Annotated in this window: 14 protein-coding genes; 7 read left to right on the top strand and 7 right to left on the bottom strand. The window is 59.9% G+C overall.

Translation table 11 applies throughout. The features are described from left to right. The first annotated feature begins 8 nt into the window (after positions 1–8). From gatA to AC1D19_RS11045, 6 genes are all read left to right on the top strand, one after another. Entirely contained in the window at positions 9–1,460 is a 1,452-nt protein-coding gene (gatA, locus tag AC1D19_RS11070; protein WP_477753405.1) for an Asp-tRNA(Asn)/Glu-tRNA(Gln) amidotransferase subunit GatA, read from the top strand. Positions 1,461–1,470: 10 nt separating this feature from the next. Next, a complete protein-coding gene (gatB, locus tag AC1D19_RS11065) occupies positions 1,471–2,916 on the top strand; it encodes an Asp-tRNA(Asn)/Glu-tRNA(Gln) amidotransferase subunit GatB (RefSeq protein ID WP_347910607.1) in 1,446 nt (481 codons plus the stop codon). Positions 2,917–3,094: 178 nt separating this feature from the next. Beyond that, entirely contained in the window at positions 3,095–3,469 is a 375-nt protein-coding gene (locus AC1D19_RS11060; protein ID WP_477763216.1) for a septal ring lytic transglycosylase RlpA family protein, read from the top strand. A 50-nt stretch (positions 3,470–3,519) separates the two neighbouring features. Beyond that, positions 3,520–4,581 (top strand): calcium/sodium antiporter, encoded by a 1,062-nt coding sequence (locus tag AC1D19_RS11055; protein ID WP_477763215.1) that lies wholly within the window; start codon positions 3,520–3,522, stop codon positions 4,579–4,581. Then, the gene (locus AC1D19_RS11050; RefSeq protein WP_477763214.1) at positions 4,578–4,958 is read left to right on the top strand and encodes a carboxymuconolactone decarboxylase family protein; all 381 of its coding nucleotides are present in this window, start codon (positions 4,578–4,580) and stop codon (positions 4,956–4,958) included. The genes AC1D19_RS11055 and AC1D19_RS11050 overlap by 4 nt, the downstream gene beginning before the upstream one ends. A gap of 213 nt (positions 4,959–5,171) precedes the next feature. Further along, positions 5,172–6,653: a PhoPQ-activated pathogenicity-related family protein gene (locus AC1D19_RS11045; RefSeq protein ID WP_477763213.1), complete on the top strand. Its 1,482-nt coding sequence runs from the start codon at positions 5,172–5,174 to the stop codon at positions 6,651–6,653. Here AC1D19_RS11045 and AC1D19_RS11040 read toward each other — a convergent pair. The 5 genes from AC1D19_RS11040 to kdgD all read right to left on the bottom strand — a co-directional run bounded on the left by AC1D19_RS11040 (position 6,650) and on the right by kdgD (position 13,251). Beyond that, positions 6,650–7,591: an AEC family transporter gene (locus AC1D19_RS11040; protein ID WP_477763212.1), complete on the bottom strand. Its 942-nt coding sequence runs from the start codon at positions 7,589–7,591 to the stop codon at positions 6,650–6,652. The two genes, AC1D19_RS11045 and AC1D19_RS11040, sit on opposite strands and share 4 nt — an antisense overlap. A gap of 158 nt (positions 7,592–7,749) precedes the next feature. Beyond that, positions 7,750–9,303, bottom strand: a complete 1,554-nt coding sequence (garD, locus tag AC1D19_RS11035) for a galactarate dehydratase (protein ID WP_223448107.1) — start codon at positions 9,301–9,303, stop codon at positions 7,750–7,752. Between the two features lie 11 nt (positions 9,304–9,314). Continuing rightward, the gene (locus AC1D19_RS11030) at positions 9,315–10,685 is read right to left on the bottom strand and encodes an MFS transporter (RefSeq protein ID WP_477763211.1); all 1,371 of its coding nucleotides are present in this window, start codon (positions 10,683–10,685) and stop codon (positions 9,315–9,317) included. A 150-nt stretch (positions 10,686–10,835) separates the two neighbouring features. Beyond that, positions 10,836–12,278, bottom strand: a complete 1,443-nt coding sequence (locus AC1D19_RS11025; protein ID WP_477763210.1) for an aldehyde dehydrogenase family protein — start codon at positions 12,276–12,278, stop codon at positions 10,836–10,838. 61 nt (positions 12,279–12,339) lie between these two features. Next, a complete protein-coding gene (gene kdgD / locus AC1D19_RS11020; protein ID WP_007981458.1) occupies positions 12,340–13,251 on the bottom strand; it encodes a 5-dehydro-4-deoxyglucarate dehydratase in 912 nt (303 codons plus the stop codon). 384 nt (positions 13,252–13,635) lie between these two features. Between kdgD and AC1D19_RS11015 the strand changes: the two genes are divergently transcribed. Further along, positions 13,636–13,863, top strand: coding sequence for a hypothetical protein (locus tag AC1D19_RS11015; RefSeq protein WP_477763209.1), 228 nt, complete (start codon positions 13,636–13,638; stop codon positions 13,861–13,863). On the opposite strand, the gene AC1D19_RS11010 is transcribed toward AC1D19_RS11015, so the two are convergent. Together AC1D19_RS11010 and AC1D19_RS11005 are read right to left on the bottom strand one after the other, a co-directional pair. Further along, complete coding sequence (locus tag AC1D19_RS11010; protein ID WP_008018739.1) at positions 13,860–14,609, bottom strand: FadR/GntR family transcriptional regulator; 750 nt, start codon at positions 14,607–14,609, stop codon at positions 13,860–13,862. The genes AC1D19_RS11015 and AC1D19_RS11010 overlap by 4 nt on opposite strands. 172 nt (positions 14,610–14,781) lie before the next feature. Next, complete coding sequence (locus AC1D19_RS11005; RefSeq protein ID WP_477763208.1) at positions 14,782–16,509, bottom strand: ABC transporter ATP-binding protein/permease; 1,728 nt, start codon at positions 16,507–16,509, stop codon at positions 14,782–14,784. Positions 16,510–16,526: the final 17 nt, after the last annotated feature.

The raw sequence follows: 16,526 nt of genomic DNA, 5'->3' as shown, positions 1-16,526 counted from the left end.
AGCCTGCAATGCATCAATTGACTCTGGCCGAGATCGCCCGCGGACTCGCCGATAAAAAGTTTTCCTCCGAAGAGCTGACCAAAGTCCTGCTGGCGCGCATCGCCCAGCTCGATCCGCAGCTCAACAGTTTCATCAGCCTCACCGAGGACCTGGCGCTGACGCAGGCGAAAGCCGCTGACGCTCGTCGGGCCAATGGTGAGAGCGGCGCCCTGCTCGGCGCGCCGATCGCCCACAAAGACCTGTTCTGCACCCAGGGCATTCGCACCAGCTGCGGCTCGAAGATGCTCGACAACTTCAAGGCACCGTACGACGCCACCGTCGTCGCCAAGCTGGCTGCGGCCGGGGCCGTGACCCTGGGCAAGACCAACATGGACGAATTCGCCATGGGGTCGGCCAACGAGTCGAGCTACTACGGCGCGGTGAAAAACCCGTGGAACCTGGAACACGTGCCGGGCGGCTCGTCTGGCGGTTCGGCGGCGGCGGTAGCTGCTCGTCTGTTGCCAGCAGCCACCGGCACCGACACAGGCGGTTCGATCCGTCAGCCTGCGGCCCTGACCAACCTCACCGGCCTGAAACCGACCTACGGTCGCGTTTCGCGCTGGGGCATGATTGCCTACGCGTCCAGCCTCGATCAGGGCGGCCCATTGGCCCGCACCGCCGAAGACTGCGCGATCCTGCTGCAAGGCATGGCCGGTTTCGACCCGCAAGACTCCACCAGCATCGACGAACCCGTGCCTGATTACAGCGCCGGCCTCAACGGCTCGCTGCAAGGCCTGCGCATCGGCGTGCCGAAGGAATACTTCAGCGCCGGTCTCGACCCCCGCATCGCCGATCTGGTCATGGCCAGCGTTGAAGAGTTGAAAAAGCTCGGCGCGGTGGTCAAGGAAATCAGCCTGCCGAATATGCAGCACGCGATTCCTGCGTACTACGTGATCGCCCCGGCGGAAGCGTCCTCCAACCTGTCGCGTTTCGACGGCGTACGTTTCGGCTATCGTTGCGAAGACCCGAAAAACCTGGAAGACCTGTACAAGCGTTCCCGTGGCGAAGGCTTCGGGCCGGAAGTTCAGCGCCGGATCATGGTTGGCGCCTATGCGCTGTCGGCCGGTTACTACGACGCCTACTACCTGAAGGCGCAGAAGATCCGTCGCTTGATCAAGAACGACTTCATGGCGGCCTTCAATGAGGTCGACATCATCCTCGGCCCAACCACGCCGAACCCGGCCTGGAAGCTCGGCGCCAAGAACAGCGACCCGGTCGCCGCCTACCTGGAAGACGTCTACACCATCACCGCCAACCTCGCCGGTCTGCCGGGCTTGTCCATGCCGGCAGGTTTTGTCGATGGCCTGCCGGTCGGCGTGCAACTGCTCGCTCCGTATTTCCAGGAAGGTCGCCTGTTGAACGTTGCCCATCAGTATCAGCAAAACACTGACTGGCACACCCGCACCCCAACCGGCTTCTGAGGAGAAACACATGCAATGGGAAGTCGTGATCGGGCTGGAGATTCATACCCAGCTCACCACCCGGTCGAAAATCTTTTCCGGTAGCTCCACCACCTTCGGTTCCGAGCCGAACACCCAGGCCAGCCTGGTAGACCTCGGCATGCCCGGCGTATTGCCGGTGCTGAACCAGGAAGCGGTGCGCATGGCGGTGATGTTCGGCTTGGCGATTGACGCCGAGATCGGCCAGCACAACGTGTTCGCCCGTAAAAACTATTTCTACCCGGATCTGCCGAAGGGCTATCAGATCAGCCAGATGGAATTGCCGATCGTCGGCAAGGGCCACCTGGACATCGCCCTCGAAGACGGCACGGTCAAACGTGTCGGCATCACTCGCGCGCATCTGGAAGAAGACGCCGGCAAGAGCCTGCACGAAGAATTCAGCGGCGCCAGCGGCATCGACCTGAACCGTGCCGGCACGCCGTTGCTGGAAATCGTCTCCGAGCCGGACATGCGCAGTGCCAAGGAAGCCGTGGCTTACGTCAAGGCGATCCACGCGCTGGTGCGCTACTTGGGCATCTGCGACGGCAACATGGCCGAAGGCTCGCTGCGTTGCGACTGCAACGTGTCGATCCGTCCGAAAGGCCAGGTCGAATTCGGCACCCGCTGCGAGATCAAGAACGTCAACTCGTTCCGTTTCATCGAGAAGGCGATCAACTCCGAGATCCAGCGTCAGATCGAGCTGATCGAAGACGGCGGAAAAGTGATCCAGCAGACCCGCCTGTACGATCCGAACAAGGACGAAACCCGTCCGATGCGCAGCAAAGAGGAAGCCAACGACTACCGTTACTTCCCCGATCCGGACCTGCTGCCGGTAGTCATCGAGAACTCGTTCCTCGACGACGTGCGCGCCACCCTTCCGGAATTGCCACCGCAGAAGCGCGAGCGCTTCCAGGAGCAGTTCGGTCTGTCGGTCTACGACGCCAGCGTCCTGGCCACCAGCCGTGAGCAAGCCGACTACTTCGAAAAAGTCGCGAGCATCGGCGGCGACGCCAAACTGGCGGCGAACTGGGTGATGGTCGAGTTGGGCAGCCTGCTCAACAAGCAAGGCCTGGACATCGAAGAGTCGCCGGTTTCCGCCGAGCTTCTGGGCGGCATGCTGTTGCGCATCAAGGACAACACCATCTCCGGCAAGATCGCCAAGGTGGTGTTCGAAGCAATGGCCAACGGCGAAGGCAGCGCGGACGAAATCATCGACAAGCGCGGCCTCAAGCAAGTGACCGACACCGGCGCCATCTCGGCGGTGCTGGACGAAATGCTCGCAGCCAACGCCGAACAGGTCGAGCAATACCGCGCGGCAGACGAAGCCAAGCGCGGCAAAATGTTCGGCTTCTTCGTCGGCCAGGCCATGAAAGCCTCCAAAGGCAAGGCCAACCCGCAACAAGTCAACGAACTGCTGAAAAGCAAGCTCGAAGGCTGATGAGAATGGAGCCAGCTCTAAAATCTGGCTCCATTCTCCTGTGGGAGCGGGCTTGCTCCGGGCGGCGTTCCGACGAATGCGGTTTGGCACTCAATTCAATGTTGACTGTCAGAATGCATTCGCGAGCAAGTCGAATCGTCGCACCGCCGCTCCCACATTTGTTTTTTGGAACGCCAAAATGAAGCGTCTACTCAGCACCTGCGCCCTCCTCTCGCTCCTGGCCGGTTGCGCCAGCACCGACACCGTCGATCCGCATGGCTACGACAAAACCGGCGTGGCTTCGTATTACGGCGCCAAACACCAAGGCAAACGTACCGCCAACGGCGAGCGTTTCGACAAGAATTCCATGACTGCCGCCCATCGCCAGCTACCCTTCGGTACGCGGGTGAAGGTGACCAATCTGAATAACGACAAATCCTGCGTGGTGCGCATCAATGATCGCGGGCCGCACACCCGTGGCCGCCTGATCGACCTGTCCCACGAAGCCGCCGCGCGCCTGGGCATGCTCAAAAGCGGCACCGCACGGGTTCGCGTACAAGCCCTCGACGACTGACCGATGGAGCCCCGACCATTTTCGGATTAGCCGATTTACCCCTGATCAGCGTGATCGAATTGCTCAGCGGATTGCTCCTGCTGATTGTCGGCGCCGAATTGATGGTGCGCGCTGCAGTACGCATTGCCGCAAGGTTGCACATACGCCCGCTGATCATCGGCCTGACCATCGTCGCCCTCGGCAGCAGCGCACCGCAGATGGCAGTCAGCCTGCAAGCGACCCTGGCACACAATGCCGACATCGCGGTCGGCAGCGTGATTGGCAGCAGCATTTTCAACATCCTCGTCACCCTCGGGTTGTCCGCGCTGATCATTCCGTTGAGGGTTTCCCGACAACTGGTGCGTCTGGATATTCCGTTGATGATCGGCGCCAGCCTGTTGGTGTTCGTACTCGCCTGGAATGAAGAACTGACCCGGGCCGACGGCATGATATTGCTTGCGGCACTGGCGATTTACCTGGGCTTGTTGCTGCGCCAGTCGCGACACTCGGCACGGCCGGTATCGAGCCATGACCACCACCCGCAAGCGCCATGGTTGAGCAGCCTGCTGATGATCGTCGCAGGACTGGCGATGCTGGTGTACGCCGGGCACTTGTTGCTGGGTGCAGCGGTTGCGGTCGCCACCGATTTGGGGTTGTCGGAGCGGATCATCGGCCTGACCATCGTCGCTGTCAGCACGTCACTGCCTGAGCTCGCCACTTCGTTGATCGCCGCAATGCGCGGCGAGCGCGAGATTGCCGTGGGCAACGTGATTGGCAGCAACCTGTTCAACCTCTTGGGCGTGCTCGGCTTTACCGCACTGGTGGCGCCGTCGCCCCTGTCGGTGTCGCCCAACGCCCTGGATTTCGACCTGCCGGTGATGCTCGGCGTCGCGGCGCTGTGCCTGCCGGTGTTCTACTCCGGCTACCGGGTGACCCGCGCCGAAGGCCTGCTGTTTCTGGGTTTGTACCTGGCCTATGGACTGCACGTGGTGTCGTTCACCACCGGCATGCCACTGGCCGGCAAGCTGGAACACTTGATGCTGTTTTTCGTCCTGCCGGCGTTGGTGGCGTTTTTGCTGTTCACGTCGCTACGCGCCTGGCGTCGCCAACACCATAAGAGGGAAGTCCCATGACCGAGAATAAAAAAACCGGCGTTGAAGTCCGCCGCCAAGTGATGGGCGACGCCTTCGTCGACCGCGCACTGGGCAACGCCACCGAGTTCACCCAGCCGCTGCAGGACTTTGTCAATGAACACGCCTGGGGCGGGGTGTGGAATCGCGAAGGTCTGCCGCTGAAAACCCGCAGCCTGATCACCCTCGCGGCCCTGACCGCACTGAAGTGCCCGCAGGAATTGAAAGGTCACGTGCGCGGTGCGCTGAACAACGGCTGCACTGTGGAAGAAATTCGCGAGGCACTGCTGCATTGCGCGGTGTATGCCGGTGTGCCAGCGGCGATCGATGCGTTTCGGGCAGCGCAGGAAGTGATCGACAGCTATCAGACGCCGAAGTGATCACCATCGCCAGAGTGGTTCGCCGCCCTCGGTAACGCTTGTGATTGAACGGTTCAACCACATATTTCGACAATAAAAGACACCCCGCCAACCCTGTTCGCCCAAGCCTCTTTTCGACACACTGCGCCGACAAAAATCCACCAGGGGGATGGTCGGTGCAGCGTCGCTGTACCCAGGACTCGAACCTCTCCCAGCTTTACAAGGAAGGTTCCCATGCGCTTGAACGCCAGGTTCATATTGTCGAAATTGATGTTGTCCAGCCTGCTCGTCAGCAGCTCGATACATGCCTCTGCCCAGGCGTGTTTCGAGGCCAGCAATCAAGACTTCAGCGAAGTGCTTGCCTGCTACACGAAAGCCGAAGACGCCAATCCATTGGTTTACACCGCCAAAGGCAACACATCATTTCCAGGTGTGGAAAAGCGCGGTTTCGACCTGTCCTCCCAGCAATGGTCGCCACAAGGATTGGTCAGCCCCGCACAGTGGAAACACACCGTGGACATCTACATCCCGGACAATGCCCTGCGCGGCCAGTCGCTGCTGGTGGCCAATAACGGAACCCCTAACGCAGGGCAAAACAACGCCGACGAGCCGACGGACTTTACCGAAGCCATGGCACTTGAAGTGGCGCGTAAAACACGCACGATTGTCATTTCAGTCAGCAACGTTCCGAACCAGTACCTGACCTATACCGACGACGGCATTGCGCGCACTGAAGATGCCAGCGTCGCCCACAGCTGGAAGCTCTTTCTCGATGACCCGTACCAGCGCCCGTACATGTCGGTGCGCCTACCCATGGTGGTGTCGATGATCAAGGCCATGGACCTCGCGCAAAAGGAGCTGCAACCCTGGGGAATAGACCGTTTCATTGCCAGCGGCGCATCAAAACGTGGCTGGACCACCTGGCTGGCAGCGATTGCCGATGAGCGGATCAAAGCCATCGTGCCGTTTGTGATCGACGTACTGGGCACGGACAGTGTGCTTGAACATACCTGGCAGGCCTACGGAAAGAACTGGCCACTGGCATTTTTTGACTACCATCACGAGGGCATTACCCAACGAATCAAGACTGAAAACTTCGCACACCTGATGAAAATCGAAGACCCGCTAAGCTACTTGCAAACCCGCTATGCCGATCGCCTGGCGATCCCGAAATACATCGTCAATGCCAGCAGCGACGATTTTTTCCTGCCAGACAATTCACAGTTTTTCTTCGATCAGCTACCCGGTCCGAAAGCCTTGCGAATCGCGCCCAATGCGAGCCACTACGGCATCAATCGGTTCGTCGAGAACTCGCTGATACCGGTCATCAATCGCTGGCAACAGAACAAGCCTTTGCCGGTCATTTCCATGCGCTCGAATCCGCACGTTTCAACACAAAGGATGGGGCTGCACTTTTCCGAGGCACCGGTGCGAGTCGTTCAATGGACGGCGATAAATCCGGTCGCCCGGGACTTTCGTCACCCCTGTGGCGTCCAGTACGTGCCTGAAGACGTAAAGCTCACAGACCCGCTCAACGCTGACATGCAGATCGACACACCGGAAAATGGCTGGAAAGCGACCTTTGTCGAAACGACCTTTGCCGATGGCTTCGTCGTGACAACCCCGGTGCAGGTCATGCCCACGCACTATCCGACCCAGGCGCCTCCGGTTATCGAACCGGCGTGCAAAACCCTGGCCGATGAACAGGGGCGCTAAATCCAGCCACCCCACTGCAAGAAGAAGATCCCGATGTTGGTGGTGACAGCCGCCATCAACGTAGTGATCACGATAATCGCCGCCGCCAGTTCGTGATTGCCATCCGCCGCCCGGGCCATGACGAAACTGGCAGCGGCGGTCGGGCTACCGAAGTACAGAAACAGAATCCCCAGTTCCGCCCCACGAAAGCCCCACAGCCATGCCCCCAGCGTTGCCAGCACCGGCAGGCCGATCATCTTCACCAGGCTTGAACTCAGCGCCATGTTACCGCTTTTGCGCAGTGCCGCCAGGGACAGCGTGCCGCCGATGCAGATCAGCGCCAGCGGCAGCGTGGTTTGCGCCAGGTACTGGCCGGAGGTCTCCAGCCAGCCGGGCAAGCCGATCTTGAAATAGGCGAAGGGTGCAGCCGCAATCACGCTGATGATCAGCGGATTGCTGAACACGCTTTTGCAGATGCTCCAAGGATCGGATTTGATCACCGGACTGTAGACCGCCAGCACGATAGTCGAGAGGGTGTTGTAAAACAGGATCACCAGTGCCGCGAGGATCGCCCCGAGGGAAATCCCGTAGTCGCCGTACATGCTGGCCGCCAGCGCCAGGCCGATGACCCCGTTGTTACCGCGAAAGGCGCCCTGGGTGTAGATCCCGCGATCTTCCCGCGGGCACTTCCAGATCGCCCAACCCCAGGCAATGGCAAAACACACCAGCGTCGCCACGGAGAAATAGATCAGCAGCGCCGGCTGCAATGCCGCGCGCAGGTCAGCATGCAGGATGCCCAGAAACAGCAACGCCGGCATGGTGACGTTGAACACCAGTGCCGACGCCGTGTGGATGAAGTTGTCGTTGATCCAGTCGATGCGCTTGAGCAGCACCCCCAAAAACAGCATGGCAAACACCGGCGCGGTGATGTTCAGGGTTTCGAGGAAAATTGCCAGCATGCCGGGAGGACCTTGGGGTGGGCGTCGTTAGGGGGCTAATGATAAGCCACACGAGCGCATTAAGATCAAAAGATCGCAGCCTGCGGCAGCTCCTACAGGGAAAATCGTGCTCTGTAGGAGCTGCCGCAGGCTGCGATCTTTTCCCGGGCAATGCAGTATCAGGTGATCGGCGCCGGGTTGAACAAGGTGATGTCGTTATGCAGCTTGTGCTGCTCGGCCCATGTCTGTTTCTTGCCGCTAGCCACATCCAGGTAGTAATGGAACAGCTCCCAGCCCAGTTCCTCGATCGATGCGCGCCCGGTGGCAATACGCCCGGCGTCGATATCGATCAGGTCAGGCCAGCGCTGCGCCAATTCAGTCCGGGTCGATACCTTGACGACCGGGGCCATGGCCAACCCGTAAGGCGTACCACGACCGGTGGTGAACACATGCAGGTTCATCCCCGCCGCCAGCTGCAAGGTCCCACAGACAAAGTCACTGGCCGGGGTCGCGCAGAAGATCAGGCCTTTGCGTTTGAAGCGCTCGCCAGGGCCAAGCACGCCATTGATCGCGCTGCTGCCGGACTTGACGATCGAGCCCAAGGACTTCTCGACAATGTTCGACAACCCGCCCTTCTTGTTGCCCGGCGTGGTGTTGGCGCTACGATCTGCTTCACCCTTGGCCAGGTAGCGGTCGTACCAGTCCATTTCCCGCACCAGTTCCTGGGCGACGTCCTGGTTTTCCGCGCGGGAGGTCAGCAGATAAATGGCATCGCGCACTTCGGTGACTTCGGAAAACATCACCGTCGCACCGGCCCGCAGCAGCAGGTCCGAGGCATAACCGAGTGCCGGGTTGGCGGTGATACCGGAGAACGCATCACTGCCGCCGCATTGCATGCCCAGGATCAGCTCGGACGCCGGCACGGTTTCCCGGCGACGCTGATCGAGCTTCTTCAAGCGCGTCTCGGCCAGTTCCATGATCTGCTCGATCATCTCGGTGAAGCCGTGGCTGGAATCCTGCAAGCGGTACAACCATGGCTCGCTCAGATCCACCGAGCTGTCGTTGTCGTGCATCACCTGCCCGGCCTGCAATTTCTCGCAGCCCAGGCTGATCACCAGGGCTTCGCCGCCCAGGTTCGGGTTGCGGGCCAGGTTGCGCACGGTGCGGATCGGGATGTATGCGTCAGTCGCAGTGATCGCCACGCCACAGCCGTAGCTGTGGGTCAGCGCCACCACGTCATCGACGTGCGGGTACTTGGGCAGCAACTCATCCTTGATGCGCTTGACCGCATGATCCAGCACCCCGGTCACGCACTGTACGGTGGTAGTGATGCCGAGAATGTTGCGCGTGCCGACGGTGCCGTCGGCGTTGCGATAACCCTCGAAAGTGAAGCCTTCCAGCGGTGCCTGCGCGGCCGGCACATCGGTGGACAGCGGCAGGCTGTCCAGCGGTGGCGCGGTCGGCATGCGCAGTTGATCTTCCTTGACCCAACTGCCACGGGGAATCGGCTGCAAGGCATAGCCAATGACCTGGCCGTAACGAATCACCTGGCCACCTTCGGGAATGTCTTCCAGGGTGACCTTGTGGCTCTGCGGCACGAAGTCCACGGTGACCAGGCCGTCCGCAAACTCGGTACCGGCTGGTACGCCCTGATCATTGACCACGATGACCACGTTATCCCGCTCGTGCAGGCGGATGTAGCGCGGCGAGTCGGAATGTTCAATCAACTGCATGACGCCGCTCCTCAGGAATGCGCTTGAGACAATTTGCCAGGGGCTTCAGTACCGTTCGCTGGTGGCTCTTTGAGCACCACACGTTTGATCGGGCCCACGATCACCAGATAGCTGAACACCGCGACCAAAGCGTTGCAACCAACGAACACCAACGCCCATTTGAACGAACCGGTGGAGCTGATGATGTAGCCGATCACGATCGGAGTGGTGATGGATGCAATGTTACCGAAGGTGTTGAACAGGCCACCGCTCAGGCCGGCGATCTGCTTCGGCGAGGTGTCGGACACCACCGCCCAACCCAGTGCACCCACTCCTTTGCCGAAGAACGCCAGGGCCATGAAGCCGACCACCATCCATTCAACATCCACGTAGTTGCAGGCCACGATGCTGCTGGAAACCAGCAGGCCGGCAATGATCGGCGCCTTGCGGGCGAAGGTCAGGGAATGGCCTTTGCGCAGCAGGTAATCGGAAATCACCCCGCCGAGCACACCACCGATGAAGCCGCAGATCGCCGGCAAGGACGCAATGAAACCGGCCTTGAGAATGGTCATGCCGCGTTCCTGCACCAGGTACACCGGGAACCAGGTCAGGAAGAAGTAGGTGATGCCGTTGATGCAGTATTGGCCCAGGTATACGCCGAGCATCATGCGGTTGGTCAGCAACTGCCGGATGTAGTCCCACTTCGGACCATCGGTCTTCTTGCCTTTGCCCTTGTCCTGGTCCATGTCGACCATGCCGCCGTTGTCGGCGATGTGCTTGAACTCGGCATCATTGATCATCGGGTGCTGACGCGGGCTGTGGATAACCTTCAGCCAGATCCCGGAGAAGATGATGCCGATCACGCCCATGACGATGAACACGTGCTGCCAGCCGAAGCTGTAGACGATCCAGCCCATCAGCGGTGCGAACAGTACCGTGGCGAAGTATTGCGCCGAGTTGAAGATCGCCGAGGCAGTGCCGCGCTCAGCGGTCGGGAACCAGGCCGCTACGATACGTGCGTTGCCGGGGAAGGATGGCGCTTCAGCCAGGCCCACCAGGAAGCGCAGCATGAACAGCGCAACCACTGCCGTGGACATGCCGAACTCGCCGACATAGCCCTGCAGCACGGTGAACAGTGACCAGGTGAAGATACTCAACGCGTAGATTTTTTTCGAACCGAAACGGTCCAGCAGCCAGCCACCGGGGATTTGCCCGGCCACGTAGGCCCAACCGAATGCGGAGAAGATGTAGCCGAGGGTAACGGCATCAATGCCCAGGTCTTTCTGCAGGCTGGAGCCGGCGATTGCAATGGTAGCCCGGTCGGCGTAGTTGATCGTGGTCACCAGAAACAGCATGAGCAGGATCAAATAGCGGACGTGAGTCGGCTTTTGGGTCGATTGCATGTAGATGTACTCCCACTGATTATTTTTATGCGGGGTGAATCTTTGGTTGTTCCCCGTAGGAGCTGTCGAGTGAAACGAGGCTGCGATCTTTTGATTTTTAAAAGCAAAGATCGCAGCCTGCGGCAGCTCCTACAGGGGTATTGCGGTGAATCAACCGATGTAGGCAGTCTTCACAACGGTGTAAAACTCTTGCGCATAGCGACCTTGCTCACGTGATCCATAGGATGAACCTTTACGCCCACCGAACGGAACGTGGTAATCCACGCCGGCCGTCGGCAGGTTGACCATCACCATCCCTGCCTGGGAGTGGCGCTTGAAGTGGTTGGCGTACTTCAAGGACGTGGTAGCGATGCCCGCCGACAGACCGAACTCGGTGTCGTTGGCCATGGCCAGGGCTGCTTCGTAATCGGCGACGCGGACGATGTTGGCCACCGGACCGAAGATCTCTTCACGGCTGATGCGCATCGAGGCTTCGCTGTCGGCAAACAGGGTTGGCGCGAGGAAGTAGCCTTCGGTATCGCAGGTCACCAGACCACCGCCGCTGACCAGACGTGCACCTTCGGACTGGCCGATATCGATGTACTTCATGTCCTGTTCAAGTTGTGCTTGCGAGACCACCGGACCGATATCGGTTCCGGCTTTCAAGGCGTGACCGACCTTGATCGACTTCATGCGCTCGGCCATGGCTTCGACGAACTGGTCGTGGATGCCAGCGGTGACGATAAAGCGGCTGGAAGCGGTGCAACGCTGGCCGGTGGAGTAGAACGCGCTCTGTACCGACAGTTCGACCGCTTGCTTGAGGTCGGCGTCGTCGAGAATGATCTGCGGGTTCTTGCCACCCATTTCCAGCTGAACCTTGGCCTGGCGCGACACGCAGTTGACGGCGATCTGACGACCCACGCCCACGGAACCGGTGAAGCTGATGCCATCGACTTTCGGGCTGTTGACCAGTGCATCGCCCACCACGCGACCGCTGCCCATCACCAGGTTGAACACACCGGCCGGGAAGCCTGCGCGGGAGATGATTTCGGCCAGGGCCCAGGCGCAACCCGGAACCAGGTCCGCCGGCTTGAGCACGACGCAGTTGCCGTAGGCCAGGGCCGGAGCGATTTTCCATGCCGGGATGGCAATCGGGAAGTTCCACGGGGTGATCAGACCGACCACGCCAAGGGCTTCGCGAGTGACTTCAACGTTGACGCCCGGACGCACCGACGGCAGATAGTCACCGGAGAGGCGCAGGCACTCGCCGGCGAAGAATTTGAAGATGTTGCCGGCGCGGGTCACTTCACCGATGGCTTCAGGCAGGGTCTTGCCCTCTTCCCGGGCCAGCAGGGTGCCGAGCTCTTCGCGACGGGCGAGGATTTCAGTGCCGACTTTATCCAGCGAATCGTGACGTGCCTGGATGCCCGAAACGGACCAGGCCGGGAACGCGGCGCGAGCAGCGTCGATGGCGGCGTGGACCTGAGCCAGATCGGCTTTGGCGTAGTTGCCAATGGTGTCGGTCAGTTCGGACGGGTTGATGTTGGCGCAGTAATCACTGCCCGCGACCCATTCACCATTGATGTAGTTATCAAAACGCTTTGCTTCTGCCACGAGATGTTCTCCTCACGCAAAAGGCCGCTGATTACTCAGCGGCCTTGTTAAATCGGATGTGTTATTGCGCACCTTGCTTGTCGATCAACGCGGCGAGCATTTCGTACTCTTCGCCGGTCAGATCGGTCAGCGGTGCGCGCACAGGACCTGCGTCGTAGCCGGCAATTTTTGCCCCGGCCTTGACGATGCTCACGGCATAACCAGCCTTGCGGTTACGGATGTCCAGGTACGGCAGGAAGAAGTCGTCGATGATCTTGCCGACGGTGGCATGATCTTCACGAGCGATCGCGTGGTAGAAGTCCATCGCGGTTTTCGGGATGAAGTTGAACACCGCCGAGGAGTAGACCGGTACGCCCAGGGCCTTGTAGGCGGCGGCGTAGACTTCGGCGGTCGGCAAGCCACCCAGATAGCTGAAGCGATCACCGAGGCGGCGACGGATCGACACCATCAACTCGATATCACCCAGGCCATCCTTGTAGCCGATCAGGTTCGGGCAGCGCTCGGCCAGACGTTCCAGCAACGGCGCGGTCAGGCGGCAGACGTTACGGTTGTAGACCACCACGCCGATGTTGACCGATTTGCACACGGCTTCAACGTGGGCGGCAACGCCGTCCTGGCTGGCTTCGGTCAGGTAGTGCGGCAGCAGCAACAGACCTTTGGCGCCCAGACGCTCGGCTTCCTGAGCGTATTCGATGGCTTGACGGGTCGAACCGCCCACGCCAGCCAGAATCGGCACGCTGGTGGCGCAGGTGTCGACGGCGGTCTTGATGATTTCCGAATATTCGCTGGCCGCCAGAGAGAAAAACTCACCGGTGCCGCCCGCAGCGAACAGCGCCGAGGCGCCGTATGGGGCCAGCCATTCGAGACGCTTGATGTAACCCGCGCGATTGAAGTCGCCCTGAGCATTGAAATCGGTGACCGGGAAAGACAGCAGACCGGCAGAGAGGATGGACTTCAGTTCTTGTGGATTCATTATTCGAACACCCTGGGTAGCGACGTTATGTGTGAGAAAACCGTTCAGCCTGCGCTGAAGTTGTAGGTCATCGTACAACTTAAAATACAACCGTCAACTGCATTTCATCGCTGGGGGTGAAAATTGTTCGACAACAGGCTAAAGCGCCCGTAAATCTGGCACGAAAATGGGCTGTTCGAGGATCGATTGCTTAAAGAGAGATACGTTGTCCTAACATTGGACGCGATTAGACTGCAGGGGGGATGCTCGGCCTTGGTACGCCGTGTACGGTGAAAATCAGGAGGTGCAGGGGTACCGTCCATCAAAACTGGTATTTCTAATAGTTATGAGTAATCGCTGAAGAAGGCTAAATCGAGGGCTCAATCACTGCCAGGGAACCCCCTCATGAAAACTAGATCTCGATTTACCTTCCCAACCGTATCCAGGCTCGCAGCCAGAGAGATGCCGATGGACTTCGACTTGCATGTAAATATCGGAGACTGGATCGAATTTGAATCGGTGCCGGGAAACACCTGGGAGGTGACCCGGAAAAAATTCAAAGTACTGAGTGACAACACCATTGAGTATGTCGATTACGTCACGGTGCCGGTGAGCAACCCTGAACTCCCCTAACCCCGCTGCGCCTCAGCCTCTTCATGGGCATGACGCAACCGTTCACGGCTGTTGGTCAGGTGCAAACGCATGGCCGCCCGCGCCGCATCGGAATCCTGACGGGCAATGGCGTCGTAGATTTCCTCGTGCTCACGGCTCAGGCGACTCATGTAGTGCTGCTGGTCGTCATGGGCCAGGCGCGCGGAATTCAGCCGGGTGCGCGGGATGATGCTGGTGCCCAGGTGGGTCATGATGTCGGTGAAGTAGCGGTTGCCGGTGGACAACGCGATTTCGAGGTGGAAGGCGAAGTCCGACGCCACGGCATCACTGGCATGAGCGGCGCTTTCGTTCAACGCATCGAGGGCGGCGCGCATGTTGGCCAGTTGCTCCGGACTGCGGCGTTGCGCCGCCAGCCCGGCAGACTCCACTTCGAGACTGATGCGCAGCTCCAGGATCGCCAGCACATCTCGCAAGGTCACCACGGTCGCCGGGTCGATACGGAAACCGCTAGGGCTCGGCGTGTCGAGCACGAAGGTGCCGATACCGTGGCGGGTTTCCACCTGGCCGGCCGCCTGCAAACGGGAAATCGCTTCGCGCACCACGGTGCGGCTGACGCCATGGGCATCCATGATGGCCGACTCGGTGGGCAACTTGTCGCCACGCTTGAGATGACCGTCGCGGATCTGCTCGGACAGCACCGTCACCAGTTCCTGAGCGAGGCTGCGGCGCTTGCGTGGGAGGCGTGGTGCGTCGTTCGGGTTTTCCATGGTGAACATCTGTCTCGAAAAGTTCGGCTGCTGAAAGCGCATCATAGCGCAACGCGGTTGTACGATCACCACACCTCCTGTAGGAGCTGCCGCAGGCTGCGATCTTTTGACTTTGATTTTTCAAGATCAAAAGATCGCAGCCTGCGGCAGCTCCTACAGGGACCTTCGGTGTTTATGCGGTCACGGCCTGGTCCACCAGATGGCCATTCTCGATACGGATGTGCCGTGGGTGGAAGCGCTTCAAGCTGCTGCGATGGCCGACGCTGACAATGCTCAACCCCGGCAACTCGTCGATCAGCGCCTGATACAGCGTGGCCTCGTCCTCTTCGTCCATCGCCGAGGTCGCTTCGTCCATGTACAGCCATTGCGGTGCATAAAGCAGCGCACGGGCAAAGGCCAGGCGCTGCTGCTCACCCGGGGACAACATGCGCTGCCAGTGGTTGGCTTCGTCGAGACGGGCAATCAGGTGCGGCAAGCGACAGGTTTCCAAGACCTGCACGTAGCGTTCGTTCGGATAGATATCGCCAGCCTGTGGATAACTGAGAACATCACGCAGGGTGCCAATCGGCAAATACGGTTTTTGCGGCAGGAACAGGTAACGCGCCGCTGGCAGGCGAATACTGCCGTGGCCGGCCGGCCACAGATGGCCCATCGCCCGCAACAAGGTCGACTTGCCGCTGCCGGAACGACCGCTGAGCATCACACGGTCGCCCTCCTCCACGGTCATGTCGGCGTTGGTCAGCAGGTGACGACCTTCAGCCAGGTCGAGGCCGAGGTTGTGCACCTTCAGCACCGAGCCCGAATTCTGTACGTCGATGGCCGGCGCACGCTCTTCGTTGTCACGCATGGCCTGGTGGAAGCTCAGCAGACGATCGCAGGTGGCGCGCCAGGAAGCGAGGCTCTGGTACGCGCTGATGAACCAGCTGAAACTCTCCTGCACATTGCCAAATGCCGAGCTGATTTGCATCAGCTCGCCCAGTTCGATCTTTCCGGAGAGGTAACGCGGCGCGGCAACCATGAAGGGGAAAATGATGGCGGCCTGACTGTAACCGGCGGTGAAGAATGTCAGGCGCTTGGACACCTTCATGATGTCCCAGAAGTTATGCCAGACCATCCCGAAGCGACTGCTCAACCGACGATTTTCGTTCGGCTCGCCGTTGTACAACGCGATGCTTTCGGCATTCTCGCGAATCCGCACCATGGAGAAACGCAGGTCGGCTTCGAAGCGTTGTTGCTGGTTGTTCAGGCCGATCAGGCGACGACCGATCAAATGCGTCAGCCAACTGCCCACCACGGCGTAAACCAGCACGCACCAGAACATGTAGCCGGGAATGGTGATGCCGAATACTTCAATGCTGCCCGACACGCCCCACAGAATGATCGAGAACGACACCAGGCTGACGATATTGCGCAGCAACCCGATCCCCAACTCAAGGGTGTTGGAGGTGAAGTTGTTGAGGTCTTCGGAAATCCGCTGGTCCGGGTTATCGGTGTAACCGCCCTGCTCCAGCTGGTAGTAATTCTTGTCGGCGAGCCAGCGCGCAAAGTGCTTTTCCGTAAGCCATGCCCGCCAGCGGATCGTCAGCATCTGCGTCAGGTAGAGCCGATACACCGCACCGACGATCGCCACCGCCGCAATCGCGCAGAAGTACAGGATCAGTTGCCAGAACGCCGCCTCGTCCTTCTTTTGCAGGGCGTTGTAGAAATCCTTGTACCAGGTGTTGAACCACACCGAGATCCCCACACTGATCAGCGACAACGCAATCACCGCGATCAGCAGCGTCCAGGCCTTGACCTTCTCCTCACTGCGCCAGTAAGGCGTGATCATCGCCCACACTTTGCGAAAAAACTGCCCGCGCACGGCGTCGTTGACCGCAGAATACTCAGCGTTCTGATTCATGGATAAGGCTCGATAGA

The sequence above is a fragment of the Pseudomonas sp. P1_C12 genome, assembly GCF_056406435.1.
This window is presented reverse-complemented; position numbering and strand designations above follow the sequence as displayed.